This is a genomic window from Aequorivita antarctica (assembly GCF_007997155.1).
Classification (GTDB): Bacteria; Bacteroidota; Bacteroidia; order Flavobacteriales; family Flavobacteriaceae; genus Aequorivita; species Aequorivita antarctica.
Genome location: NZ_VORT01000003.1, coordinates 140,270 through 166,135 on the forward strand (window position 1 = coordinate 140,270; position 25,866 = coordinate 166,135).

Annotated in this window: 20 protein-coding genes; 11 read left to right on the top strand and 9 right to left on the bottom strand. The window is 35.4% G+C overall.

Translation table 11 applies throughout. The features are described 5' to 3' along the window. Positions 1 to 380 precede the first annotated feature (380 nt). From ESU54_RS05235 to ESU54_RS05270, 9 genes are all read left to right on the top strand, one after another. Positions 381 to 3,680, top strand: coding sequence for a toxin-antitoxin system YwqK family antitoxin (locus ESU54_RS05235; protein WP_111843498.1), 3,300 nt, complete (start codon positions 381 to 383; stop codon positions 3,678 to 3,680). Beyond that, entirely contained in the window at positions 3,649 to 5,601 is a 1,953-nt protein-coding gene (locus ESU54_RS05240) for a DUF3857 domain-containing protein (RefSeq protein WP_111843626.1), read from the top strand. The genes ESU54_RS05235 and ESU54_RS05240 overlap by 32 nt, the downstream gene beginning before the upstream one ends. A 10-nt stretch (positions 5,602 to 5,611) precedes the next feature. Beyond that, positions 5,612 to 7,573 carry a DUF3857 domain-containing protein gene (locus tag ESU54_RS05245; RefSeq protein WP_111843497.1) on the top strand — a complete coding sequence of 654 codons (1,962 nt, stop codon included), beginning with the start codon at positions 5,612 to 5,614 and terminating at the stop codon, positions 7,571 to 7,573. Between the two features lie 126 nt (positions 7,574 to 7,699). Further along, positions 7,700 to 8,065, top strand: coding sequence for a hypothetical protein (locus ESU54_RS05250; protein WP_111843496.1), 366 nt, complete (start codon positions 7,700 to 7,702; stop codon positions 8,063 to 8,065). A gap of 30 nt (positions 8,066 to 8,095) precedes the next feature. Continuing rightward, positions 8,096 to 8,401: an endonuclease/exonuclease/phosphatase family protein gene (locus ESU54_RS05255; RefSeq protein WP_111843495.1), complete on the top strand. Its 306-nt coding sequence runs from the start codon at positions 8,096 to 8,098 to the stop codon at positions 8,399 to 8,401. An 84-nt stretch (positions 8,402 to 8,485) separates the two neighbouring features. Next, complete coding sequence (locus ESU54_RS17795; protein ID WP_160113252.1) at positions 8,486 to 8,629, top strand: hypothetical protein; 144 nt, start codon at positions 8,486 to 8,488, stop codon at positions 8,627 to 8,629. Between the two features lie 94 nt (positions 8,630 to 8,723). Beyond that, positions 8,724 to 9,824, top strand: coding sequence for a DUF4407 domain-containing protein (locus tag ESU54_RS05260; RefSeq protein ID WP_111843494.1), 1,101 nt, complete (start codon positions 8,724 to 8,726; stop codon positions 9,822 to 9,824). A 99-nt stretch (positions 9,825 to 9,923) separates the two neighbouring features. Beyond that, positions 9,924 to 12,947, top strand: coding sequence for an aminotransferase class III-fold pyridoxal phosphate-dependent enzyme (locus tag ESU54_RS05265; RefSeq protein ID WP_111843493.1), 3,024 nt, complete (start codon positions 9,924 to 9,926; stop codon positions 12,945 to 12,947). A 44-nt stretch (positions 12,948 to 12,991) separates the two neighbouring features. Next, positions 12,992 to 13,420 (top strand): YybH family protein, encoded by a 429-nt coding sequence (locus ESU54_RS05270; RefSeq protein WP_111843492.1) that lies wholly within the window; start codon positions 12,992 to 12,994, stop codon positions 13,418 to 13,420. Here the strand turns inward: ESU54_RS05270 and ESU54_RS05275 are convergent. Beyond that, complete coding sequence (locus tag ESU54_RS05275; protein ID WP_111843491.1) at positions 13,417 to 14,412, bottom strand: metal-dependent hydrolase; 996 nt, start codon at positions 14,410 to 14,412, stop codon at positions 13,417 to 13,419. The genes ESU54_RS05270 and ESU54_RS05275 overlap by 4 nt on opposite strands. Before the next feature lie 110 nt (positions 14,413 to 14,522). Then, positions 14,523 to 15,347 carry a hypothetical protein gene (locus ESU54_RS05280; protein ID WP_111843490.1) on the bottom strand — a complete coding sequence of 275 codons (825 nt, stop codon included), beginning with the start codon at positions 15,345 to 15,347 and terminating at the stop codon, positions 14,523 to 14,525. A gap of 463 nt (positions 15,348 to 15,810) precedes the next feature. Here ESU54_RS05280 and ESU54_RS05285 point away from each other — a divergent pair, with 463 nt between their 5' ends. Further along, positions 15,811 to 18,519: a tetratricopeptide repeat protein gene (locus tag ESU54_RS05285; RefSeq protein WP_146848083.1), complete on the top strand. Its 2,709-nt coding sequence runs from the start codon at positions 15,811 to 15,813 to the stop codon at positions 18,517 to 18,519. Positions 18,520 to 18,603: 84 nt separating this feature from the next. Here the strand turns inward: ESU54_RS05285 and ESU54_RS05290 are convergent, their stop codons facing one another. The 7 genes from ESU54_RS05290 to hemW form a co-directional block, all read right to left on the bottom strand. Then, entirely contained in the window at positions 18,604 to 20,376 is a 1,773-nt protein-coding gene (locus ESU54_RS05290) for a MutS-related protein (protein WP_111843489.1), read from the bottom strand. Between the two features lie 17 nt (positions 20,377 to 20,393). Further along, positions 20,394 to 20,753 carry an MmcQ/YjbR family DNA-binding protein gene (locus tag ESU54_RS05295; protein WP_111843488.1) on the bottom strand — a complete coding sequence of 120 codons (360 nt, stop codon included), beginning with the start codon at positions 20,751 to 20,753 and terminating at the stop codon, positions 20,394 to 20,396. 6 nt (positions 20,754 to 20,759) lie between these two features. Further along, positions 20,760 to 21,689 (bottom strand): transglutaminase domain-containing protein, encoded by a 930-nt coding sequence (locus tag ESU54_RS05300; protein ID WP_111843487.1) that lies wholly within the window; start codon positions 21,687 to 21,689, stop codon positions 20,760 to 20,762. Then, positions 21,686 to 22,303, bottom strand: coding sequence for a DUF4230 domain-containing protein (locus ESU54_RS05305; RefSeq protein ID WP_111843625.1), 618 nt, complete (start codon positions 22,301 to 22,303; stop codon positions 21,686 to 21,688). Before ESU54_RS05305 ends, ESU54_RS05300 begins: the two co-directional genes overlap by 4 nt. A gap of 4 nt (positions 22,304 to 22,307) precedes the next feature. Further along, positions 22,308 to 22,658 (bottom strand): DUF4260 domain-containing protein, encoded by a 351-nt coding sequence (locus ESU54_RS05310; protein WP_111843486.1) that lies wholly within the window; start codon positions 22,656 to 22,658, stop codon positions 22,308 to 22,310. A gap of 2 nt (positions 22,659 to 22,660) precedes the next feature. Further along, on the bottom strand, positions 22,661 to 23,407 hold the full coding sequence (locus ESU54_RS05315) for a cyclase family protein (protein ID WP_111843485.1): 747 nt from the start codon (positions 23,405 to 23,407) through the stop codon (positions 22,661 to 22,663). Between the two features lie 89 nt (positions 23,408 to 23,496). Continuing rightward, positions 23,497 to 24,666 (bottom strand): radical SAM family heme chaperone HemW, encoded by a 1,170-nt coding sequence (gene hemW, locus ESU54_RS05320; RefSeq protein ID WP_111843484.1) that lies wholly within the window; start codon positions 24,664 to 24,666, stop codon positions 23,497 to 23,499. 160 nt (positions 24,667 to 24,826) lie between these two features. Between hemW and ESU54_RS05325 the strand changes: the two genes are divergently transcribed. After that, positions 24,827 to 25,855 (top strand): transporter substrate-binding domain-containing protein, encoded by a 1,029-nt coding sequence (locus ESU54_RS05325; protein WP_235004535.1) that lies wholly within the window; start codon positions 24,827 to 24,829, stop codon positions 25,853 to 25,855. Positions 25,856 to 25,866 lie beyond the last annotated feature (11 nt).

Sequence of the window (25,866 nt, forward strand, 5' to 3'; positions counted from 1 at the left end):
CTTTTTTTTAATGGTTTTGTCAAAATCAAAATATAAATTGAAAAAATAGACCCAATTACGGAAAACCGTAAAGAACATTCAATTTAATAGAAGAAGTTTGAAGAAGGGTAAAACCAACTAGTATTAAAAAACAAAACAACTAACCTAAAACAACCAAAATCATGAACAAACATCTCCTTCAATCACAACGCACTCATATTTCACCATATAGAACAAATTGAAAAACAAAAACGCAATGACGATCAAGCAAGTCAAATGGCTATGCTTGCCGCTGTTAAAGGAAAATAACCGCTATCTACTTCAAAAAAAAGCAAATGAATTTTTTCAATAACAAATCAATATATTTTAAGATTATTTTAAGGGTTTACTATATTTGAAAAATGAAAAAACACATCCTCCTCACAATCTGGCTATTTAGCTTTGTTGCTATTGGTCAAGAGAAACTAGAAATTATTGACCTCGATGAAATTAATAACTCCATAGCATCAAAATCTCAAGAAAAAGACTACGAGGGCGTTCTTGATGTTTTGGGAAAGATCAATAAAAACGACTCTACTTACGCAAGTTCCCTGATTAGAAAATCATATTATTTAATGGCTTTGGATAGGTATGAAGATGCCGTTGCCACCTTAGATGAGGGGCTTGCCATGGGTGTTGGCGATCTAAAGAGTTCATTTTATCAAAACAAAGGGGTTTCATATATCAACCAAAAAAAATATGAGGAAGCCATTAAAACATTTGACGAAGGTTTAAAAATTTTCCCTGCAAATTATCTTTTGTTGTATAACAAAGCAGTTGCTTTACAAGGGATTGGGCAGCTTAAAGAGACCGTTAAAATCTTAGAACAAGTTATTGCTTTAAGTCCATTTTACACCAAAGCATACATGCAACTTGGCTCTATTTACTATGAGCAGGAACGTCCCTCACAAGCTTTAATGGCTTTTAATCTCGCCTTAATGATAGAGCCAGATAAGGAATTTTCATTTGCAAGACTTAAAGCGATAAACACTATGTTAGGTTCAGAAAATGAGAACCAGCGAACTCCCGGGCTGATTCTTTCTGAAGACGATAAAGCTTTTGATGATATTGATTTAATAATAAGCAACCGGATTGCATTAAATAAGAATTATAAAATAGACAATGAATTAGATTTTGCTTTAACCAAACAAAATCATGCATTACTAATAAAGCTTGAGGATTTTAAGGGTAAAGGTGGATTTTGGAGCGAAAAAATGGTTCCTTTTTATAAGTGGATTAACGACACTAAAAATTTTGATGCTTTTAGTTATACCATCGCCTATTCAATAGAAAACAAGGATTATAAAAAGATTGTAGAGAAACATACTAAGGAGGTTATGGAATTTATAAAGCCAGCAGTTCTTGCTTGGACAACCATTACCAGAACTGACAATAAAGCGCTTTTCAACGATAAAATAGTTCAATTTCAATATGACAAGACTGCCATTTCCATAAGTGGGATGGGCGCTATGGCGGCTGACGAAAAACAAATTGGAGACTGGATATATTTTAATAAAGAGGGAAGAGTAATTGCCGAAGGTAAATATAACGAGAACGGGGAGCGCAATGGCAAATGGATATGGTTCAACGATCAATTAGCACTTAACGAAACGGCCATTTATAAAAATGGCGAACTAAATGGGGAAAATGTTATCTACTATCCAGACGGACAATTGTCTATTAAGGCCTTTTACAAAGACGGCAAAGTTGATGGGGAATATCTTTTTTATTACGAGAATGGCGCGTTGAAACAAAAGAAATATTTTAAGGATGGAGAACTTTCAGGTACCTACACCTCCTACTTTATGGTAGGGGAGGAAATCCCTGAATTTATTACCCCTTACAAACAAAACGAGGTACACGAAAAAGCCAGCGAGTATTTTTCTAATGGAAAATTGTATTCCGAAATTCCTTTTAAAGATGGAAAAAGAGATGGCATTGAAAAAATATTTTATTTAAATGGCAACGTATCTAATGAGTTCACCCATATAGACGGGCAGCTTCAAGGCCCAATTAAAACGTACCATTCAAACGGTAAGGTTTCTGACGTTGGCACTTACAAGGACGATCTTTTACAAGGACCTTACACTACTTACTACCCAGATGGAACATTAAAAAGTGAAGGTAATTATTTAGATGGTTTACTCGATGGAAGCTATACCTTTTACGATTTTGATAGTAAGAAATATTATAACTACTCCTATAAAAAGGGCGATATAATTGATTATAGATTTTTTAATAAGAAGGACGAAGTATTAAAAGAAGGAAAAAAGCGGGGAGGCGAATTCTACTACAACGGTTTTGCTGCAAATGGCAATCTTACAACGGAAGGGCTTTACGATGTGTCTGGTGGTCGAAAAGGAGCATGGAAGTATTATGGGAACGATGGTAATTTAACAGCAAAAGGCACTTATGAAAATGACTTAACACAAGGGGTTTATACCGCATATTATCCAAATGGCACGAAAGAATGGTTGGGTAATTATAAAAACGACACGCTTGTGGGCTACTACGCCAACTATCATAAAAATGGCAAGATAGATAATCAGGGAGGCTATAAAAATGGGCTACAACAAGGTGAATGGAGGTTTTATTACGTGGACGGAAGTTTAAAAAGCATCAATTTTTATCATAAAGATGAATTACATGGAGTACAAAAATATTATGGCATTGAAGGCAAACTAACACATATTGCTTTATACGAATACGGCGATTTTTTATCTGAAACATTTTATGACAGAAACGAAAAGCAATTTCAGGAAGTAAGCTATAAACCCTCAAAAACAGATACACTGTTGGTCTTTAAACATTATAATGGAAAAATATATACTGAAAGTTCTTACATCTACGGAATAAAACACGGAGATTACAAGTCGTATTTCTTTAATGGGAAATTAGAAAACGAAGGCGCATATTTAAACAGCGCTCAAAATGGGGCTTGGACCTGGTATTTTGAAAATGGAAAACCTCGAGTTGAAGCTAATTACGTTATAGGAAATCTTGAAGGCAAGTTTATTCGGTATTATGAAAATGGACAAATTGAAGATGAAAATTATTATGAATTAGGAAATGCAGTGGGCACATGGAAATCTTATTACGAAGACGGTACGCTATATACAAACACTACGTATATTGATGGAGAAGAACAGGGGCGTAAAGAATTTTATAGTCCAAATGGGAAACTACAATTAGTTCGATTCTATGAGCATGGTACGCTAATAGGCTATAGCCATAGCGGTAAAGACGGTAAGGAGTTGGCAATGATTCCTATTGAAAATGAAACTGCGAAGATTACTGCGTATTACGACAATGGAAAAATTTCGCGAGAGATGGGACTTCAAAACGGACAATATACAGGCGTTTACAAAACCTACTTTTACGGTGGCCAGCTAAAAGATGAGTTTACGCACGAAAATGGCGAGTATCAAGGTCCAAAAATTTCCTATTATGCAAACGGAAATATGAAGGAACGAAAGGAGTATCTAATAGGGGAACTTCACGGAAAAGCAACAAAGTATTATGAAGATGGTACGCTAATGGAAGAAACTCATTTTAAAAATGGCATTCAAACCGGAAACGCGGCCAGTTATGATAAAACAGGGAAAAAGACCAAATCTGAAGAATATTTTAATGGAAGTATATACACGCAGCAAGTTTTTTAGCTTTAAAAACATTGGGGTTATTTTAATGCTTGTTGCTACTTCTGCACAGGCTCAATATTCTGATATTTTTCAGAATTATAAGGAAAAGTATCCCGAGGCTTCTTTTGTTCGCCTTAATCAGGAATCTAATCTTTTTATCACCATTAAAAACGGTAATATCGATATAGTTGAGAAGAATGTAGAAGAGAATTTATATCTTAATGAGTCAGCCACACAGGGGTCTAAACAATCTTTAAATTTTTCAAGCTTTTTTGAATTGGAAGAAATCGAGGCTTCTTCCTTTAATTACGAAGACCGCAAATACAGAGAAGAAAAGGTTTCGGTCTTTACTGAAAAAGACGAGATGGGCGAATCTTTTTATGACGACACAAAATCTGTAAACTTTGTTTATTCCAACCTTAAAAAGGGGTCGAGATCACAACTAAAATACTCTCAAAAAATTAAGAATCCGCGGTTTTTAACTCCTTTCTATTTTGGAAACTTTTCGCCCATAGCTCAGAATAAATTCAGTATTACTGCAGATGCTTCGGTAAATTTAAAATTTAAGCAGTTTAATACTGAAGGAATGGATATTGTTTTCACCAAAGAAGAAAAACGTGGGAAGATAACTTACACTTGGAAATTAAAAGATGTAAAAGCTTTTGATTATGAATCTCAGGCATCAACATATAAAAATATACTGCCACACCTAGTACCAATTATTGCGTCTTATGAAGTAAATGGCAATACCGTGCCCGTCCTTAATGAAACCAAAGATCTTTACAATTGGTATTACTCGTTGGTTAAGGATGTTAATCAAGAGCCGGCAGACCCCGAACTTATTGCCCTTACAAGAAGTCTTACCGATGGTTTGGATAGCGATTTGGAAAAAGTAAAAGCTATTTATTATTGGACGCAACGCAACATTAAATACATTGCTTTTGAGTATGCCTTAGGTGGTTTTATTCCCAGAGAAGCCAATCAGGTGTTTAAGAAAAAATACGGCGATTGTAAAGACAATAGCAGCATTCTATTTAAAATGCTAGAAATTGCAGGATTGAAAGGTAATTTAACTTGGATTGGCACCCGCGATATTCCATACAGCTATGAAGAAGTGCCAACGCCTATGGTTGACAACCATATGATTTTAAGCTATTTTGACGGCGCTGATATTTATTACCTAGATGCTACTGGAAGAAATATCCCGATAACATATCCATCTTCTTTTATTCAGGGAAAAGAGGCACTTATTGCATTGGATGACAGTAATTATCGCATTGCTAAAGTCCCAATTATCCCGGCTGAGATGAATTCTGTTAAAGATAAAACCCAACTTAAATTTGAAGGGAAGCAGCTTGTTGGTGTAACAGAGGTTGAAATTTCTGGGTACAATAAAATAGATTATATCTATGCCTTGGGAAATCTCAATACGAAAAATGAGCGCGATATTTTTTACAATGAAATTTTTCAGAAAGGAAACAATAAGTTTATTGCCCAAAATATTTCAGAAACCAATAAGGATGATTACGATAAAAACATAATTGTTACTTACAATTTTACTATTGGCGATTATTTTAAGCAATTTGGAGATCAGATTTTTCTTAACCTAAACCTCAACAAATATGTTTCGCAATACCGCACAGATCCCAACCGTAAGCGCGATATTGAAGTAGATTTTAAAAACTATTATACTTTTGAAACCGAACTTCAAATTCCCGAAGGATATAGCGTAGCGTATTTACCAGAATCGCAAATTTTTGAGATCGACTATATAAAAGCGACCATTTCTTATTCACAAATAGATGGAAAAATACAATATAAGCACACCGTAATCTGCGATTTTTTAAACCTTAATCTCGAGCAGCAAAAGGAGGTTAATGAGCTTATTACTAAGGTTGAAAAGGCATATAAGGAAGTGGTGACTTTTACAAAAAAAGCATAATATATATACTATGAAAAAACTAATCAGTTGTTGGGCACTTATACTTATTGCTCCATTACTTTTCGCACAGGAAACTCCATTTTACAAAAACTATTCTTGGGAAGCAAACCCTAATTTTTCAGTAAAGGTTGCAGACAGCACTTCTATTGTAGGCGTGAAGGATAAGATAGTTACCGAATTTATTTTTGAAGGCAAAGACCTTATAGAATATTTTTTAGAACACAAAGCAGTATGGCTTAACAGCGATGAACGTATAGAAGATTATAACAAGATTTATTTGCCGTATAACAACGATTCGGAATTGCTTATTAGTAAAGCTCGTGTAATTAAGCCTAATGGCGAAATTGTAGTACTGGACGATTCAAAGATTCATACAGCAGAAGACGAGGAAACAAAACGAGTATATAAATTTTTCGCTTTTGAAGGGATTGAAAAAGGTAGTATAATTGAGTATTATTATTTGGTAAAACGCGCCCCAGAATACTCGGGGAAGCTACTTACATTTCAAACATCTTACGCTAAGAAAGACATCACTTTTGAACTTTTTTCGCCTTCCAATTTAGTATTTAAGTTCAAAAGTTTTAATGGCTTACCAGAAACGAAATTAGATACCCTTTCGGAAGAAAATTTGCACTGGACGATGCACGCTGCCGAATTACCGGGCTTGGAGCATGAAAGTCAGTCGGCTTATAAGGCTTCGGTTGCTTCCTTGATTTTTAAACTGGATGAAAACCTGGCTAATAACACTAAGGATATTACTTCATATAGCAAGGTTTCGCAGAATTTATACAATTATTATTATACCGAGATTGACAAAAAAGCACATAAAAAGCTCACCAAATTTTTGGATGGGGCAGGCGTGAAATCGGGTATGGAGACAGATGAGGTGCTCCAAACACTGGAGTCTTATATTAAAACCAATGTTTACCTCAAGCAAGGCAATAATGTAGGCAACGATTTAGAAAGCGTCTTGGACCAAAAAGTGGCAAGTACCGAAGGAATAATGACTTTGTATATTTCACTTTTTAAAACTTTAGATATTAAGCACGAGCTTATTTTAACCAGTGACCGTCAAGACTTAAAATTTGACCCAGAATTTGAAGCGAATACGTTCCTGAATGAGTTTCTTTTCTACTTTCCTAAAACAGACAAGTATTTGGCGCCAACAGAAGTAGACACCCGTTACGGATTTCCACCAGCTTACTTAACAGACACATATGGGCTGTATATTAAAGAAGTTGTTTTGGGAGATTTTAAATCGGCTACAGCAAAAATTGAATATATTAATCCTGTCTCCGCAGAAAAGACGGTCGATAAAATGATTATCGATGTTGCTTTTAATTCGGAGGATCTCACCCAAAATACAATCAAACTCGACCGTTCTATGAGTGGTTATTACGCGGGGTATATACAACCTTTTGTCCACCTTATTCCCGAAGAAAATAAAACCGAGCTTCTTGAAGATTTTGCTAAAAGGCTGGATGAAAGTGCAGTTATAAAAAGTAAGGAAATGATAAATGCCGATCCCGCTCTTTTTGGTATAAAACCCTTGCAGTTTGTAATTGATTTTGAAACGGAATCGTTTGTTGAAAAAGCTGGAAACCGTTATCTCTTTAAGGTAGGCGAACTTATTGGTAAGCAAGTACAAATGTATCAGGATAATGAACGTATGCTCCCCCTCGAAGATGAATTTACCCGTACTTACTATCGCACCATTAACATAAAAATTCCAGAAGGATACCGTGTGGCAAATGCTGAAGACATTAACATAAATCACTCTTATTCTAAAGATGGGAAAGAGGTGCTAATGTTTAAATCTACTTATGAAATTGACGGCGATACCTTGACAATCACTGCAGATGAATTTTATAAGATTAATTTAATCTCAAAAGAATTTTACGAAGATTACCGAAAGGTGATAAACAGCGCTGCTGATTTTAATAAGGTGACTTTAATTTTGGAACCCAAATAAATTACAGAAAGAAATTCTTCTAAACATACAATGTAACTAGAGTTCTCCCCTTCTTGGGCGAGCATTCCGCCCATAACCTCACTACCAAAAATTTGCAACATATAACCACATAGCCAAACCCAAAAATTGAAACTAGCAACCCTAAATATTAATTGGGCGAATAAAAGCAAATCCAAAAATCACTGCCTCAAAATCGAGAAATTCTTAAATGCACAAGACTTCCATTTCCTAATTCTTACCGAAGCAATAAACCTAGATCTACCAAACTTCCCATTCAAATACCTTTCAGAGCAAATTCCAGAAAACATACGCTATGAAAATTTAAATTACCCCGAATATCTAAAAGGCGAAAAAGCATACCGAACCATAATCTATTCCAAATTCCCAAGTGTAAAAAAGCATCATGTAATAGACGGAAAAACAAGCCTTGCCCAAGAGTTTGAAACAGAAATAGGCAACATCATTATTTACACAACCATAATTGGAACCTAGTATAACAAACAGCCATTCGTCCAAAAAGAATTGGAAAACTGCATTAACGACTGTGAAAAAATACACCAATCAAACCCCAACCTAATAATTGTTGGCGATCTAAATACCTCTTTTCAGGAAAACGAAAAACAATTAACAATAAACACTGAAACAACCCAAGCATTAAAAAGGCTCTTTCAAAAACTAGAAGTCTTCAATGCCACGGAAAAGATAGCTCAGAATATAGATCACATCATTTTGCCAAAAGATTTTGATAAAAGATTAATTGAAAGTAACATTTTTATAAAAAAAGATGAATTAAGTGACCATCAAGGAGTTTTTATAACTATTAAATAAAATCAAAAAAAGCTCCTTCCCCTATTCTAAAAACAACAATCATAACATCAACATCCCATTAAAGGGGAAGGTGGATTTCTAAAAATGCCCAAAAGCATTTTTAGAAAGACGGAAGGGGGTAAAAACCTAAACACTTCCCTTACCCACATTCTCATTTCTTCCACCCTTTTCTCACTTACTCAAGATAAAAACGCTAAAATCATTTTAGCAGAGAATATTCCGCAATAAACTAAGCTATAAGACTTAGGCTTAAAGCCTAAGGCAAAAATTGTAACAATCTGAAAGAAATAGCGTTATATAGATTCATCAATCTAAAATCACTATGCTACAACGCTTTTTCATCTTCTGTTCCGGCGCAGACACCGCCATCCTTGAAGAATGTTCCCCTGGGGAGCGCACAAAATACGCCGGTATTGGCGCCACCGTGTTCTTTACCGCCGTTATGGCAACCATTGCTGGGGCTTATGCACTTTACACTGTCTTTGACAATTACTACACCGCCATTTTCTTCGGAACTATTTGGGGATTATTAATTTTCAATCTCGATAGATTTATCGTTTCCACCATCAAAAAAAGAAATAATTTCTTTGATGAATTAATTCAGGCCTCACCGCGAATCGCCTTGGCAATAATCATAGCCATAGTAATCTCAAAACCTTTGGAAATGAAGATTTTCGAAAAGGAAATCAACCAAGTGTTGCTCACAGAGAAAAACGAAATGACCCTCGCCAACAAAGACCAATTGGCTTTGCAATACACCCCTTCCGTAACAGCTTTGGATACCGAAATTGAAGGTTTAAAAAAGGAAATAACGGATAAAGAAGCCGAAGTAAACGCGCTATACGAAACCTACATAGCCGAAGCCGAAGGCCGCAAAGGCACTGAAAAATTAGGCAAAGGCCCAGTTTACAAAGAAAAACGCGAAAAACACGACGCCGAACTCGCCGCATTGGCAGAATTAAAGAAAACAAACGCAGAAAAAATCACCGCAGCCGAAGCACAAATAGCAAGCCTCGCCACCGAATATAAAACCAAGGTAGCCGACACCCAGCCCGTAATCGATGGCTTTGATGGTTTGATGGCGCGCGTAAACGCTTTGGATAAACTTCCGTGGTTACCATCGCTTTTTATCTTTTTACTCTTCCTAGCGATTGAAACTTCCCCTATACTCGCTAAACTTTTGTCCCCAAAAGGGACTTACGATTTAAAGTTGGAAGAACAGGAGAGTGCTTTAAAATCTTGGGTAACCCAACAGAAAGCACAAAGGGATATATTAGTAACCACAGACCGCGACATTAACAACAGAGTCTATGCAGACATCGCCGAAGAACAGGAACTTTACGATTACAAACGCAAAAAAGCCCGTGAATTGATGCAGATGCAAGCCGATGCGTTTTATAAAAAACAGAAAAGTATAATGTAATTGCAATTAGCCATGCATGAGGGACGAAATTTTAACGTGAAGTTTAATTTCGTCCTTCTCTTTTTCAGTATTATTGTTAGTCAATTACTTTAAAACAGCATGAATAAACACACTCCCGAACAAGCATCACAAGTAGCCAGAGACCATTATAACATAGACGCAGTATCGTCAAAACTAGACGGCTATGTTGATGAAAACTTTTTATTGATCTGTCCGCAAATTAGGCGGAAAACCGCTTCGGGTGAAAAACACCTTCTAAAAATAGCATCGGAAGAAATTGGCGAACAACTGGATTTCCAAATTCAAATTCTGAAACACTTATCTGCAAAAAAACTTACTGTCGGGCTATCCGAAGTTATTCCAAATAAAGAAGGCAAACCACTTTCAATACTTCCAAACAATAAAACCGCAAGAGTATTAAGCTGGCTTCCTGGCCGTCTATGGGCAACCGTAAACCCAAAAACCGAAAACTTGCGAAACAGTCTGGGCGAAGCTGCCGGAAGTTTAACAATGGCGCTAAAAGACTTTGAACATAAAGCAGCACACAGAAATCTGGATTGGGACTTAGCAAATTCGGCTTGGACTTCAGCGCACTTAAGTCGCTTTTCAGGAAAGCAAAAAGAGATTGTTCAATACATTCAAAAGCGTTTTAATGAAATTCAAGAGGAATACAAAAATCTTCCAAAAAGTATCGTTCACAATGATTTAAACGATTACAATATTTTAGTTTCCGAAGATTTAAGCAATCCAAAAATTACAGGCTTAATAGATTTTGGAGACTCAATTTTTACCCAAACTATAAACGACCTTGCCATTGTTTTGGCGTATGCAATTATGGATCTACCCGATCCACTTTCAGCAGCTTTGGAAGTAATAAATGGCTATAATCTAAACTACAAACTTTCAGAAAAGGAACTGGAATGTCTTTATACATTAATTGGAATGCGCCTCGTTACAACCGTGACGAACGCTTCCCTTAAAAAAGAGGAATTTCCCAACGACAATTATTACGTAATCAGCGAAAAACCTGCGTGGGATTTACTTGAAAAATGGTTTATTGTAAATGAAAACTTCGCCTATTATTCCTTCCGGAGTGTTTGTGGGTATTCCGCACATCCATTGGAAGAGAAGTTCAAAACTTGGGCGGAAAACAATCAAGTCCCTCTAAAAATACTGTTTCCAACCTTTGCTTCAGAGAAAGTGGTAAATCTCGATATGAGCGTTGGCAGTACGCTACTTGGCAATCTTTCGGAATACAACGATCCCGAGATTTCAGAGTTTAAATTGAAACAATTCCGAAAACAGCATCCCAAAACCATACTGCTGAACGGTTATTTGGAAGCACGTCCTTTTTACACTACCGAAGCTTTTAAAAGCGAAGGCAACAACGGCCCACAATACCGTACTGTTCATTTAGGAACTGACTTTTGGATACCAGCCAAAACACCCATCCACGCCCCTTTTGACGGAACTGTAAAAATAATCCATCACAACAATTACGATAAGGATTACGGCCCAATGCTCATCATAGAACACAAATTTAAAGGCGGAAAATTCTATTCGCTTTACGGACATTTGACCCTAATGTCGTTGGAAATTTTAAAAGTTGGGCAGAAAGTAAAACAGGGCGACCGCATCGCTTACATCGGCAAAGCATCTGAAAATGGTAATTGGGCACCACACCTTCATTTTCAATTGATTTTAGATTTGTTGGGCAATAATGAAAACTTCAATGGCGTGGCTTTGCCTACAAAAGTCTCGGTTTGGAAAAGCATCTGCCCCAACCCAAATTTTATATTTAAAGAGGAATTAAATACTTCCGAAGAAAAGATTTCAGATGAAAGCATAATCAATTTCAGAAAGGAACACCTCGGAAAAGGTTTGAGTCTTTCCTATGACAAACCTTTGCACATAGTGAGAGGCGAAGGCGTTTATTTGATTGATATTGAAGGGAGAAAATATTTGGACACAGTAAACAATGTAAACCACGTTGGGCATCAGCACCCAAAAGTGGTTGCCGCCGGACAAAAACAAATGGCAGTTTTGAATACGAATACCCGCTATTTACACAAAGAAATTATCGCTTACGCGGAAGCATTGCTGAAGAAACTACCGCCGCATTTATCTGTAATCCACTTTGTAAATTCAGGCAGCGAGGCCAACGAACTTGCCTTGCGAATGGCTAAAACCGTTACGGGTAATAAAGATATTTTGGCAATAGAAGTGGGCTACCACGGAAATACGAACGCTGTGATGGACGTGAGTTCTTATAAATTTGAAGGCGAAGGCGGCTTCCCAAAACCCGAAACAACACACATTCTTCCACTTCCAGATTCCTTTCGAGGGAGATATTCAGGAGAAAATTGCGGAATTGATTACGCCAATCATGCAAAGGAAGTCATTACAAATTTAAAAGCCGAAGGCAAAGAAATCGCAGGCTTTATAGGCGAAAGTATGATAAGTTGTGGCGGACAGATTGTTCCACCGAGCAATTATTTTAAAGAAGTTTATAAGCACGTTCACGAAGCTGGTGGCATTTGTATTGCAGATGAAGTGCAAACAGGTTTCGGACGAATGGGTAAAACTTTTTGGGCGTTTGAGCTTTACGATGTAAAGCCAGATATTGTAACCATGGGCAAACCCGCTGGGAACGGTCATCCGCTCGCGGTTGTTGCGTGCACAAAAGAAGTTGCAGAAAAATTCAATACGGGAATGGAGTATTTCAACACCTTTGGTGGCAATCCCGTTTCCTGCGCCATTGGTCGCACGGTTTTGGAAGTAATTGAAGAAGAAAACCTGCAACACAACGCATTGGACGTTGGTGGCTTTCTAATAAGTGAATTGAAAGTACTTCAAAAGCAATTTTCACTAATCGGCGACGTGCGCGGGGAAGGATTATTTTTAGGGTTTGAACTGAATGATTCAAACAAAAATCCATTGCCGGAACACGCTTCCTATTTGGCAAATAGAATGAAACAACTCGGCATTTTGATGAGCATTGACGGTCCAGATCACAATGTTTTAAAAATAAAACCCCCGATGATTTTTAGTAAAACGAACGCAGAAGAGCTTATCTTTAGACTGAAAATTGTTTTTGGAGAGGATTTTATGATGAAATTTTAAATTAACTTTAAAACGATTCTGCGATAAAAGCAGAATGATTTAATATGAAAAAACTACTCTTACTTTTCTGCCTATTCGTTACGTTTAATGCTATTTCCCAAACCGAAGCTTCAGATAAAGAAGCAATTTTTTCTGTGCTCAAAACACAACAAGATGCCTGGAATAAAGGCGATTTGGAAGGTTTTATGGAGGGTTATTGGAAAAGTGATTCTCTAAAATTTTATGGGAGCAAAGGAGTTACAAACGGTTGGCAAAAAACCTTGGACAATTACAAAAAAGGCTATCCTTCAAAAGAATACACGGGCAATCTTAGTTTCACAATTGAAGCAATTACCAAAATTGAAGAAAATTCATATTATATAATGGGCCAGTTCCATTTGGTTCGGGATGCAGGAAATGCGAACGGAGTCTTCCTGATTATCTTCAGAAAAATTGAAGGTGAGTGGAAAATTATTGCAGATTTGAGCTGCTAATTTCCCTTTATTCGTACCCAAAGATCAGTCAGCAACTTTTTGGCATCGCGCGTATCTTTTGGCTCTTCGGTAACTTTTAGTTCGTTTCCTTCTTTTTCTAGAAGAAAACTGAAAGCGTATTTCTCAGCACGTTGATCTACGCTCATCATCCCAAAACGGAGGTCGTTTAAATAGATTCCATCTTCTTTTTCAGAAATGGTATACCAGCCCTTTGTAATTTTTATAAGCCTTTGTACTTTGTCTTCTTCCTTTAAATTTCCAAGGGATTCGTGATTTTTTGGATGTGAGGAAAATTGAATCGGTTTTGAATCAAAAAAAGAATAATCGCCTATCAAAAAGGAATCTTCGGTTTCCACGTTTGCAGTCCATAAAATAGTATTCAATGGGCTGGGTTTGGTTTCCAAAGCGGAATAGGCTATGTTTTGATTTTTTAGTGCAGTTTCAAATTTATAAAACGTAACTCCCTTTAAAACTAAGGTAAGCAACATATAAGCGCTACTTAAAATCAAACCGAGATTATTAAATCTTCGCCTTTTAATACTTCCTCTTTTTTGAAACATCGCCAAAATCAAAAACGCTAGAAATGGCAGTGTATAAAGCGGATCGATTACGAAAATGTTTTTATACGCCAATCGGAGGTCAAATGGCCAAAAAAGCTGTGTGCCCCAAGTGGTATGTGCGTCCAATAATGGATGCGTCACGAAACACAGAAACCAAAACCAAGACCATTCCTTTAAACTCGCGCGTTTGTCCCAAAGCGAAAGTAGCCATCCAAATAGCAGCCCGAACACGACAGCAAAAACGATGGAATGTGTAAATCCTCGGTGGATTTCCAAAGCGGAAACAGTATCGGTAAAATAGTTTGCAATTATATCTAGATCTGGAATTGTTCCAGCAATCGCGCCTAGGACCATTGCTTTATTGCCAATCTTTTTTCCTAAAACTGCTTCGCCAACAGCAGCGCCCAAAACTATCTGTGTTACTGAATCCATTAAAAGTTAATATTTACAATAGCCATGCCGCGAAAATACGCCCTTCTAGAGTATAAAAAAAGGATGCTTTTTTAAAACATCCTTTTCTTAAAATTATAATTTACGAAGTTCTATTTTGAAAGTTCCGCCACTAAGGTATAAGCAGCATCCCCGTGAATACCCGTGAAATACTTGCCCCATTTTTCACCTCTTTTTTTACCTGAATCTCCAGGCCAAGCTTGGCCAATCAACTCGCCATTTTTATCGAACATCTTTTCCATATCACACAAAGAATCTACAAAAAATGCTTCAATAAATTCAGTTTTGTCGCTTCCCCATGCGTGAACATTGGGATAGTAGGCTTTTATGTATTCGTTTTTTGAAAGGACTTTAGAAAAACTCTCGGCCCGCATTTCATTAAATTCCTTTTGGGAACCGTCTTCGGGAAAGGTGAAATGCGTTTTTCTAACGTACAATACTAAATCCTTGGTGTTGTTATCTGGCAATAGTTTTGCGCCGTCAATAGGAGCATAAATTTCATCGGAATGCATTACTGAGAAATAATCATCGCGGTTTTTAAAATAGGCATCTCTTGCTTTCTCGTCTGGCCAAGCTTGTTTTGCAAGCTCCTCAGCACGATCGGCAGCTTTATCCATTGCTTCCCAAGACGGATAGGTCTGTACGTAAAGAACTTCAGAATTGTCCGGTGTAAAAAGGTGCGTGTAATAAGATGCCGATAAAACGTATTGGTTCTTGCTTACTACTTTTTGCAGATATTCCTTTTCCAAAGCTTTCCAATCATCCATGCTGAAATCATCTTTATCCATGTTCCAGTGCATTGTAGTAACTGATAGGTATTTAGGTCGATTCGCTTCATTTTGAGCGAACACACTAAAATTCAACAGCAACATAATTGATGCTATTGCAATAAACTTAAGGTTGGTGGTTGTTTTCATAATCCCATAAAATTAAATTAGTATAAATATTAAAATTGATTACTAAATAAAATTTTGGGGCAAGCCGAGGAGAGTAAAAAGCTAAAATGAAGAGTTTATGAGGAATAAAACTGTTTTAAAAGTAATAAAAAAATAATTACAAACAACTGTTTTTGTGATAATTATAAAAATCAATCTACAATCTGCATTTTCTTCAGCAGAAAGGAGGCGTTCATATTTTGGCAAATTCCAGGTTCTATTATAAAAATGGATGAAATATTAGAAAAAAGTAACAAAGAGAATTTGTTTTCAAAATTTGTGACAAAATGTAGAAAGCTGAAAAACAAATATTAACCAAAACTTTAAAAACTGGCTTTGTACATGTTAATTTGATACATTTATGTCGTAATATCTAAAGTATAACGAGATTTTATGCTGCTTTTTAAATAAAGCAGATTGATGATTGTTAGTAATTAATATCACTATGAACTTAAACGAAATACAAGATTTTATTATTAGGAATTGGCCTATTCTAACATATATCTTCGGTGGTGGCGGTGGTTTGACTTACTTAATTACACATTTAGTAAATAGAAGAAATAAACGAAATAAAGAAAGAAAAGATTACGATTTAAAATATTGGAAAATCATAAAACCTTCGAAAAAGATTAAAAAAACGGATTTCAATGTTCCGAGAAATAATAAATTAATTTCGCGACCGTGCGATACTGAAATTAAAAATAAAATTTTGGATAATAAACAAAATGTTATTTTAATAGGAGGAACTGAACCAAATCTAAAATATGGAAAATCTACACTTCTTTATACAGTTCTTAAACAAAAATCTCTAAAAGAGTATGTTGTATTTATTCCAAATCTTACCACAAAAATTATATCTGAGGATGAAATCTATTTTCCTCAAAAATGGCTAGAAACTCCAAATAGTAAGTTTATCTTACTCGTAGAAAATCTAAATAATTATAAGGATAATATGCAAAGTCTCATTATCTATTATAATTTATTACTGAAAAAATCCAAAACCTTCTTTTTCATTATTACCTCCGATTTTGATTTTGATTTTGATTGGGGAAATGTGGAAATAAAATTTCACAAAATTAAATTAAGCCCGATTGATAGAATAAATGAGAAAGATTCAATCATAATTACTCATTTAAAAAATGTTTTTGAGACACTTGAACCAACTCCACGTAAAATACTCTCATTTCTAAATTTATATGAGGAATTAGGTTTAAATACAAATAGTAAATTTATCTATGACATTATTCATTATGATTTACTGGATATATCGCAAGAAGATTTCAATAATAGGCTTTTTACATTAGAAGCAATTGATTTTATTATTTGGAAAAAAGAGGAAATAAAACTAAAAAAATCAATTGTTAACCCTGATTTTTCTAATTATGATTTAGTTAAACCTACCCATGATATAGATATTCATTTTATAGAAAACTATTTTTCTCACAATAAAAATTTCACCGGCCTTATTTATCTATCCAGCATATATGCAGATAGAAAGAATTTTCAAAAATCAAAAAAAACATTACTTAAAATTCTTGAATTTAACCCTCGCCATACTAAAGCTAAATATTTATTAGGAGAAGTATTATTAAAAGAATATCAAACTAATATAACTGAAAACAAATCTTATGATATTGACCTGTTAGATGAAGCAATTGATTGGTACGAAACAACGATTAGGGAAAATAATAATTTCTATAAATATAAATTAAGTTTGGCATTTTGTTTTATTAAAAGAGGCCAATCACCCAAAAATTCAACATTTCAAAAGCTAGATTTCTTCGAAAAAGCATTGACTAAGATTGATGAAACAAAGAGTTTAATCAATTTAGACAATTATTCATTTAATTATGCCTACGCTGTTTTTTACAAAAAGTTAAAACAACCCGAAACTTCATTATCTTATTACAAGATTGTAATGGATATTAATTATTCCAAGTTCAATTATAAGTTATTTACGGAATATGCGGAGCTACTTTATATGATTAATAAACATAATTTTAGAAAAGACTATACTGACGAAATCGAGAAATATCTATTATTGGCAGATGAAGTGAGACCTAAAAAATATTACAAAACAAACTATGTCCTAGCAAATTTTTATAATTGGAGAAGTCAGGATTCTAGGGTTAGTAAACAAGATAAAATGAATTATAAAAAATTATCTATATATAATTTTGACTTGGCCTTTGAAAATTCAGACAATAAATATTTACAGGCTCTAAAGGGAAAAGCTAAAGTTCTAATTTCCCAAAAAAAATCGGTTGAGGCTATCGAGATTTTAAAAAATGTTGTACAAGCTAATCCTAATGATTTTTATTCTCTAAAAGCAATAGGAACAGCTTATGCTAGAAAAGAAAACGTCAAAAAAGCGATATCCTATTATTTAAAAGCAATCGACAAAAGCATTTCAATGAGTTATATTAAAACCATGGAAGAAATCGAGAAATCTTTTTATCCAAAACTTTTTAAAGAACTTCAAAATTTATCGAATTATAATGAATTTATCGAATTACTTGAATCGGCCAAAAAAGAATCTATTCATATACTTGCAAAACGATTTATTGAAGATGAAATATATTTTACTCATATAGCCCAAATAAAAAATGACATAGATGAGATTACTGAACCTAATGACGCCATAGAGAATAGACTTAATTCTATAAGAAGCATGGCCGTTAGAGATTTTAAAAATAAAACTTTAGCAGTATATTTTATACGATTAGGAGATTTGGAAAAAAATAAAAAGAATAAAGTAGATTATTATAAAAAAGCCGAAAATATTCTGTTGAATAGTTTCCGAACTCCAAATAAGAAACCACATTCTTATTATAAACATATGATAGTTATTTCAAGTAAAATATCTTTAATTGAAGAAACAGGAAATTACATTGAAATTATTAAAAAATTTGAGAAACAAATTGAATATTCCGACAATAGTTATGCGGAAATTCATTTCGAATTTGCCAAATATTTAGATTCTCTACTGAATATTAATTATGATGTTCAGACAACTTTAGATAAATGCATTGATCAATACTTAATAGCTCATAAAAAGTTTAGTTATAAATCATATAATTATATTGAATTACAGTATTGTGAAAATAGATTAGACAAACTAAAATCTAATTTTAAAAATGGTTATAGATTATAGTTCCTGAAGCATTTCCTTTATCTCTCTATTAATGAATAATAACATTTTAACCTCTTAAATAAATATTAAATTCAAACAAGCGTTTCAATCCACAATTTGCATTTTCTTCAGCAGAAATGAGGCGTTCATATTTTGGCAAATTCCAGGTTTGAAGGTATAGTCGAAAAAGAGTTCGTCCTTTTCAATCCGTGCATCGAAGAAATAGTTTTTTACTCCAGACAGTTCTTCTGCAGCAACGCAAAGACTTAGATCGTGCGTAGCGATAATTCCCGTGGAATTGCTAGCAACGAGTTTTTCAATAAATTTGCGGGAGCCAATGGCTTTGTCTATGCTGTTTGTTCCTTTCAAGATTTCATCGAGAATGATGAAATAACGATCGGTTTTTATTTCGTCAACAATAAATTTTAAACGTTTTAATTCACTGAAAAAGTAAGATTCATCATCAGTTAAACTATCCGTGGTCCGCATACTCGTAATGAGCTTTATTGGGCTGTATTCCGCTTTTTCTGCACAAACCGGCAAGCCAATATTTCCCATTACAATTTGAAGTGATACGGTTCTCAGAAATGTACTTTTCCCTGCCATATTTGCTCCTGTAACAATGAAAAACTCTTCAGAATTAATCTGAAAATCATTGCGAACCATCGTTGCCTCTTTTAACAGCGGATGCCCAGCACCTTTCACTTTTAGAACGGGAACTTCATCGTTTATTTTTGGAAAAACATAATTGGGATGATTAAAACTGAAATTCCCCAAACTGTTGTAAGTATCAAAAAAAGTAATTGCATTGAACCAGACGGGAACGCTTTCTTTATGGGCTTTAATCCATCGTTCAATGTTATAGCTCTGTCTCAAATCGCGCAGCATAAAACCATTTGCGATAACACCGATGAGCATATTGCTTCGTTGGTCTAAAGCGTCCAAATGTTTGGCGAATTTCTTTAAAAGGTCTGAAGCCTTTATTTCTGAATTAACCACTAAATTTCTTTTTTCTGAAAGAAATTCTGAAGAAAAGTTCTCTTTTTCAATCTCCAGAATCAATTTATGAAACTGTTCAAAAGTGCTTTGAATTTTTGAAGTGTCTGAGGAAAGATCATTTACTTTTTTCAAATAACGTCCCGAAATGGCAAGCCCTAAAAAGAACCATCCCCCGATTGCATAACCTGATACTAAATCGAGATAATTCAACACTATCAAACCAACGGAAATGACTGAAAAAACTAATGAAACTGGCTTAATCCATTGGGGAACGAAGGTTTTATAATTTTTCAGCCAATCGGTAACCTCAGCTGCGGAAACTTCTGTTTTTACCAAAGAAGCAATAGCTGAAAACTGTTGACGCCATTTGGGCATTTCAGACAATTCGTTTATTGCTTCTTGCTTTTTTGGAATAGCATCGATTTCATTTTCAGTGAAAAGTTTCGCCAAAAAATCAGCTCCACTTTCCAAGGCAGTCCTATTTAAATATTGAAAAAAAGAACCACGTCCAAAAAGATCAATGTCCTGACTGTAGAAATGGAGCGGATTTTTATATTTTTCACCAGAAGGCAAATGATGAAAAACACGGTTCATCACGTCAAGTTCAGTTTCATTTTGCTCAATCAACTTCCTTTTCAAATCTCGCTCGTATTGCAGGCCGCTATGCTTTGAAACCAAATAAATGAATGCCGCTATTGCCAGCGCGATAATAGCAATTACAATTTTCGCGTTTCCAAAGAAAAAATAAACCCCAGCACAAGCAAGCAAAAAAACAACGAGCCTAATCGTACTCGAAACCACGAGTTTGCGTTTTATTTTTTGAAGTTCCTCGGAGTGGATTTCAATCTGTAATTTGTAAAAGTTTGACGAATTCTTCATTTATTTTTTTTGAATTTTTAAAGCGAATCAAGTTCGGCTTGGAGTTTTTTTGTAAGGTTTTGCACAACCAAATCATAGGAATGATTGATCAATTCCAAAACCAGTTCGTGCGGCAAATTGATTTCCAATTCTACAGTATTCCAGTGAACTTTGCTCATATGATACCCTGGCCTGATTAGTCCGTCATATTCTTCTCGAAGCTCAATAGACCTTTCTGGGTCACATTTTAGATTGGCTTGGGCGGGATTATATTCCAAACCCGTAAGCGCAAACATTTTCCCCATTACCTTAAAGACCAATGTCTTTTCATCAAAAGGAAAAGATTCAGTTACCCCTTTTTTTGAAATGCAATAATTCCTGAATTCTTCTATGTTCATAATGGTTCAGTTTATTTTATAGCCCAAAGCAGGTTTTCCATCAAAATAGACTAGTAATGTTTTTGCCCCGATGATCAAAGGCACATTAAATTTTATTCGGTTTGCTTCCCTTTCAATTTCTTCAATGAAAATCATCTCGGTTCCATAAGAATATGAGATTTTTTTAGGGTTTGTATTTTTGATGGAAAATAAAATTTTGTCGAAATATTCGTTTTCAAAAAGCAAGCCTTTTGTTGGGAATTCAATATCCTTTGGCAACAGATTTTTCTCAATGATCAACGGTTGTTCTGAAAACTGTTCCCTGCTTAAGATTCCATCAGAAAAAGCATCTTCATACATATCTGGATAGTGTGTTTTAATAAAAATCTCTGGTGGTGTTTTATAGTAAAAATAGCTCGGTTCCTTAATAAATTTACCATTGTATTTCCCAGCGCCCCAAGTAGCGTCAAATAGATAGGGTCTGCCGTCAATTGTAGCCACGTTCCAAATATGGACTCGCTTAAAGGGTCTTCCAATATCTGGAAAATTGGATTTTATATCGCCACGTACCAAATAGTTTTTTATTCCCTGCTGTTCACACAATTTTTCAAAAAGCATGGCATATCCTTCGCAAACGGCGACACCTTTTTGAAGAGTTCGTTGAATGATTTTTCCACGAAGCTTTTCATCTTTTTCATTTCGTTCGCGATAATTTGTGAAAGTGTAATCAAACTGCTTGTATTCATCAGGTTCGTATGAAATATTCTGGATAATCCAAGTATAGATTGCTCTAACCTTATCTTCTTCAGAAGCAAAATCACGGGCTATAAATTTTGAAAGTTTTTCTGGATTCTCAAAAGTGTTTGGATACATTGAAATGATGGCATCCACCCGTTCATAATCTTGGGCAAGTGCCGATATGTTCAAAAAAAGAAAAAAAAGAACTAGGAGTTTCATTTTTTTGAAGCAATTTCTTTTGGGGTTTCTTTGACTTCCAAGGCGGTATAATCGAGTTTCCAATTAATGGTTTCTACCAATTTTTCCATTAGCTGTATCGTTTCCAAAGCCTGTTTTGAAGCTTCATTCAACAAGCCACTTTCCGGGATTTTATCAACGATATGTTTTTTGGCTTCTTGGTTTATCTCGGTCAGATCTGTTGCTGTAAATGGGTTTGCCCAACCTTCGCGTTTGTCGTAATATTTAAAATCGGTCTCGATGGTGAGCAATTCAGGCTGTGGAAAATTGGTTAAAATAATCGTCTTATTTTTGGTGTCAGCGTGCATTTTCACTTTTGTGAGGTCAAAACCAATATGTGCTTTGGCCTCAATTAGAATTAGGGCTTTCTTCTTTCCCAAAATTAAATTCAGCCACTTATCTTTCACATTTTCGTAATAGAAAATTTCAGAAAAATCACCTTCCACTGTAATGAATTTACACACACTTCTGATTTTCTCCATCAAAATAACGGACTGCGTGCTCACTCTTTCTCTTTTTCGGCCACCGCTGAAACGGGCGAAAAGAAAGTAGGCTAAAATGGCGCCAACAGCCAAACCTATAAATAGATATTCCATAATATTATTTTCCAATGCTTCCCAAATGTGTGTTTTTAAAACTGTCCGGATATTTCAATCCGTAGCCAAAAACTCTGTCGAAGGAAGCGTGTGAGAACAAAATTACGCCTATTAAAATTAACAATGAATTGTTCAGATAAAATCCTGACAAACCAATGGCAATGGCAATCGCTTTGTGATGAAAAACATTGTAAGTGAATGCGCCAATTTTTGTGTTTATCAAATATCCGAACATTCCAATATCTGGGGTGAGCAGCAATGCCGGAAACCACCACCACGCATAATCTAATTGTGAGAAGAGGAAAATTCCCAAAATAAATTGCGCTAATTCCTCAATTTTTAAAGTTGTTTCCATTTTTAAATAATTTTATAAAGTACCGGTTTGCTCGGTGAAGCATCATTGTGAAAAGATGCTATTTGAAGGTTTAGCAAATAACTACCATCCTTTACTGAATCGGGTGCGTAAATCAGTTCTGTAATTGTACATTCATGACGTGGGTTTTCAGGATACTCCCAAAAAGCTTTGTGTGCCAAAAGCTTGCCTTCGTCCTTTTCTTTGTCAACGGAAGGGAGGTCTATCAGCAAATGTTTTACCCCGATTTCTCGTAAAAACAAAGCAGCTTTTTCGTGAAGAAACGGCCAATTGGTATCTGACCAGTGTTTTGTTTGTTTTTCTGAAGTATTTGGAAGTGATCTAATTACTATAGCTTCGGGCGTTTTTCCATTTAATGCTTCGCGAATGCTTTCTTCAGAAATAATTTCGTCATCGCCCACTTTTTCGGGTTTTACTGAAATCACTTCAGCTAAAAAAAAGAAAGTTTTTAATGCTTCGTTCACGGAATGAAATTCTTCTGAAATATGCCCGAAACATTCGGTATGCGTGCCGTGTGCGTGTGGATTGAAAAATACATTGTTGAAATTAACCGAAGCCCCTTCCGAAACTTTCCCCGTCCAATCCCCCATTTTTACCGGCTCAATGGTAGGTTTGTTTTGGTACCACGCCAATGGATTTTCTTTAGAAGCCTGCAATGGGATTGAAATATCCAGTGGTTTGGAGAGGTCAACTTTGATAGTTTGATTGTTTATTTCAATGGTAGTTTTCATGTGTCTATAACAATTATTTTTAATGGTCACATGGAACATCCTAAATAAACAACACCGTGTTTGCTCTAGAAATATTCAATGATGTTTCATCAATCTAAATTTACTAAGAATAAATCTGCCGCAATGCCATCGCTCAAAAACTTTCCTTTTTTTGAAATTTTCAAGGTTTGGTTTTCTTGGGTTAAAAGTTCGTTTTGTAAATGGATTTCTGCTTGTTTCAAAAGATATTCAGAATAATCTTTCCCGAATTCACTTTCAACTTTTTCCAAAGAAATACCCTTTTTGGTTCGCAATCCAGTCATCACGTATTCGTTGTATTTGTCTTCTTTAGAAAGCATTTCTGTTTCCGAGGGAAGAATTTCTTCTTCAATACTTTTAATATATTTCGTGTTGTTCGCCACGTTCCAACTTCGTGATTTCCCATCATAACTGTGCGCTGATGGACCAATGCCCAAATACGATTTTCCTTCCCAATAGGCTGTATTATTTCGGGAATGGAACCCTGGCTTTCCGAAATTTGAAAACTCATAGTTTTCCAAACCAGCTTCTTCAGTTTTAGTGAGCAATATTTCGTAATGTTGTTTTGCAGACTCCTCATCCACTGGCGGCACAATTCCTTTTTCGATGAATTTTTTTAAAGCGGTTTTCGGCTCGACTGTTAAAGCATAACACGAAAGATGTGGCACATTGAGCTTTAGCGCAATTTCTAGGTTTTCTTTCCAGCGTTTATCGCTCATTCCTGGAATTCCATAAATCAAATCGATGCTGATATTTTCAAAATATCGCTTCGCTTCTTTTATACATTCCAACGCTTCGGTAGCATCATGGGCGCGGTTCATCAGTTTTAAATCCTCTTCAAAAAAAGATTGGATTCCGATGCTTAATCGGTTAATTCGTGAATTTGTGAATTTGTGAATTTGTTCTTTTGAAATGTCGTCCGGATTAGCTTCGAGTGTAATCTCAGAGTTTTCGGAAACCTTGTAATTTTCATATATTGTTTGAAAAATCTGCTGCATTTCTTCCGAGGAAAGCAAGCTGGGTGTGCCGCCACCGAAATAAATGGTTTCAACCTCGCCAATTAATTCATCTTTTCGGAGCACTAATTCTTTACAAAGTGCATTAACTAATTCGCCTTTTTTCTTTAAAGAAGTTGAGAAATGGAAATCGCAGTAATGACAGGCTTGTTTGCAAAAGGGGATGTGGATATATATTCCAAAGCCGCCATTTTTATTTCCAAAATTTTCTGAATTATTCTCCATAACTTAGGGAATGCCCAACTTTAAAAAGCCTGATACTTCATAAGTCCTCAAAATTAGTTATTATTTTTACCAGAATTGGGGTTCTTGCTTTAAAAAGCTGGCCCGCAAATAATTTACAAAACATAAATTTATACTTCGCTATCTATCTTTCTCCCTTCTTTTGTGTTCCGTTCTTTCCTTTGGACAGGCCGATACACAAAAAATACGAGTAGGCTATGCGGGTTCGGCTCCATTTGTACTTCACAATGAAAAGGAAGAAGGGATTGTTTTTGATATTTGGCAAGAAATCGCTTTTGACCTCGGTCTGAGATATACATTGCAAGAATTTCCTTCAGTGGAAGATGGCATTGATGCGGCTAAAAACCATAAAATAGATATCTTAATTGGTCCAACGACAATAAATGCAGAACGTGCGGCAGTAATTTCATTTTCACAGCCTTATTATGATACCGAAATGGCAATCTTGGCGCCCATACAAGAACTTACACTTTGGGAAAAAATAAGTCCTATTTTTTCAACAACATTCCTTTATGCCATCTTGGGATTACTTTTAATACTTACCATTGTGGGCCTTTTGTTTTGGCTGGTGGAAGGGCGAAAATTTAAAGACGAATACGGAAAACAAATGCATCAAGGCATTGGGGCTGGCATTTGGCTTGCCATTGTAACTATGACCACTGTTGGTTATGGCGATTATGCTCCTCGAACTCCCGCAGGAAGGGTCGTAATGGGTTCTTGGATGATAATCTCACTTATTTTGGCAACTTCCTTTGTAGCCGGAATTGCCACAACTTTCTCCAAAACTACCCAGGAAAACAAAACCATTACCAGCTTGCAACATTTGGAAGGTAAAACTGTGGCCGTTCCAGATTACAGAAAAATTATGGATAGGGTCCGTAATGTAGAAGGCACGCCCATAGCTGTAAAAACTGTTTCTGAAGGCTATAAAATGCTTTTGGATAAAAAAGTAGACGCCTTGATTTATGATGAAATACCGCTGGAATATATATTTGGAACTAAAGAAAAGAACGATTTTGTTTTGAGCAAGAAAAAAATTGAACCTCAATATTATGGCTTTGTCTTCCCCATCGGTAGCGATTTGAAACGGAAAGTGGATGTAGAAATAATCCACCTGCAGGATAACAAAGAAATTTTACATATTATAGAAGACTGGATTTCAAGAAACTAGCAACCTTTTAC

Coding starts and splice junctions, on each gene's coding strand:
- ESU54_RS05235 (WP_111843498.1), top strand. CDS start 381: ATGAAAAAACACATCCTCCTCACAATCTGGCTATTTAGCTTTGTTGCT.
- ESU54_RS05240 (WP_111843626.1), top strand. CDS start 3,649: ATGGAAGTATATACACGCAGCAAGTTTTTTAGCTTTAAAAACATTGGG.
- ESU54_RS05245 (WP_111843497.1), top strand. CDS start 5,612: ATGAAAAAACTAATCAGTTGTTGGGCACTTATACTTATTGCTCCATTA.
- ESU54_RS17795 (WP_160113252.1), top strand. CDS start 8,486: ATGCCCAAAAGCATTTTTAGAAAGACGGAAGGGGGTAAAAACCTAAAC.
- ESU54_RS05260 (WP_111843494.1), top strand. CDS start 8,724: ATGCTACAACGCTTTTTCATCTTCTGTTCCGGCGCAGACACCGCCATC.
- ESU54_RS05265 (WP_111843493.1), top strand. CDS start 9,924: ATGAATAAACACACTCCCGAACAAGCATCACAAGTAGCCAGAGACCAT.
- ESU54_RS05270 (WP_111843492.1), top strand. CDS start 12,992: ATGAAAAAACTACTCTTACTTTTCTGCCTATTCGTTACGTTTAATGCT.
- ESU54_RS05275 (WP_111843491.1), bottom strand. CDS start 14,412: ATGGATTCAGTAACACAGATAGTTTTGGGCGCTGCTGTTGGCGAAGCA.
- ESU54_RS05280 (WP_111843490.1), bottom strand. CDS start 15,347: ATGAAAACAACCACCAACCTTAAGTTTATTGCAATAGCATCAATTATG.
- ESU54_RS05285 (WP_146848083.1), top strand. CDS start 15,811: ATGAACTTAAACGAAATACAAGATTTTATTATTAGGAATTGGCCTATT.
- ESU54_RS05290 (WP_111843489.1), bottom strand. CDS start 20,376: ATGAAGAATTCGTCAAACTTTTACAAATTACAGATTGAAATCCACTCC.
- ESU54_RS05295 (WP_111843488.1), bottom strand. CDS start 20,753: ATGAACATAGAAGAATTCAGGAATTATTGCATTTCAAAAAAAGGGGTA.
- ESU54_RS05300 (WP_111843487.1), bottom strand. CDS start 21,689: ATGAAACTCCTAGTTCTTTTTTTTCTTTTTTTGAACATATCGGCACTT.
- ESU54_RS05305 (WP_111843625.1), bottom strand. CDS start 22,303: ATGGAATATCTATTTATAGGTTTGGCTGTTGGCGCCATTTTAGCCTAC.
- ESU54_RS05310 (WP_111843486.1), bottom strand. CDS start 22,658: ATGGAAACAACTTTAAAAATTGAGGAATTAGCGCAATTTATTTTGGGA.
- ESU54_RS05315 (WP_111843485.1), bottom strand. CDS start 23,407: ATGAAAACTACCATTGAAATAAACAATCAAACTATCAAAGTTGACCTC.
- hemW (WP_111843484.1), bottom strand. CDS start 24,666: ATGGAGAATAATTCAGAAAATTTTGGAAATAAAAATGGCGGCTTTGGA.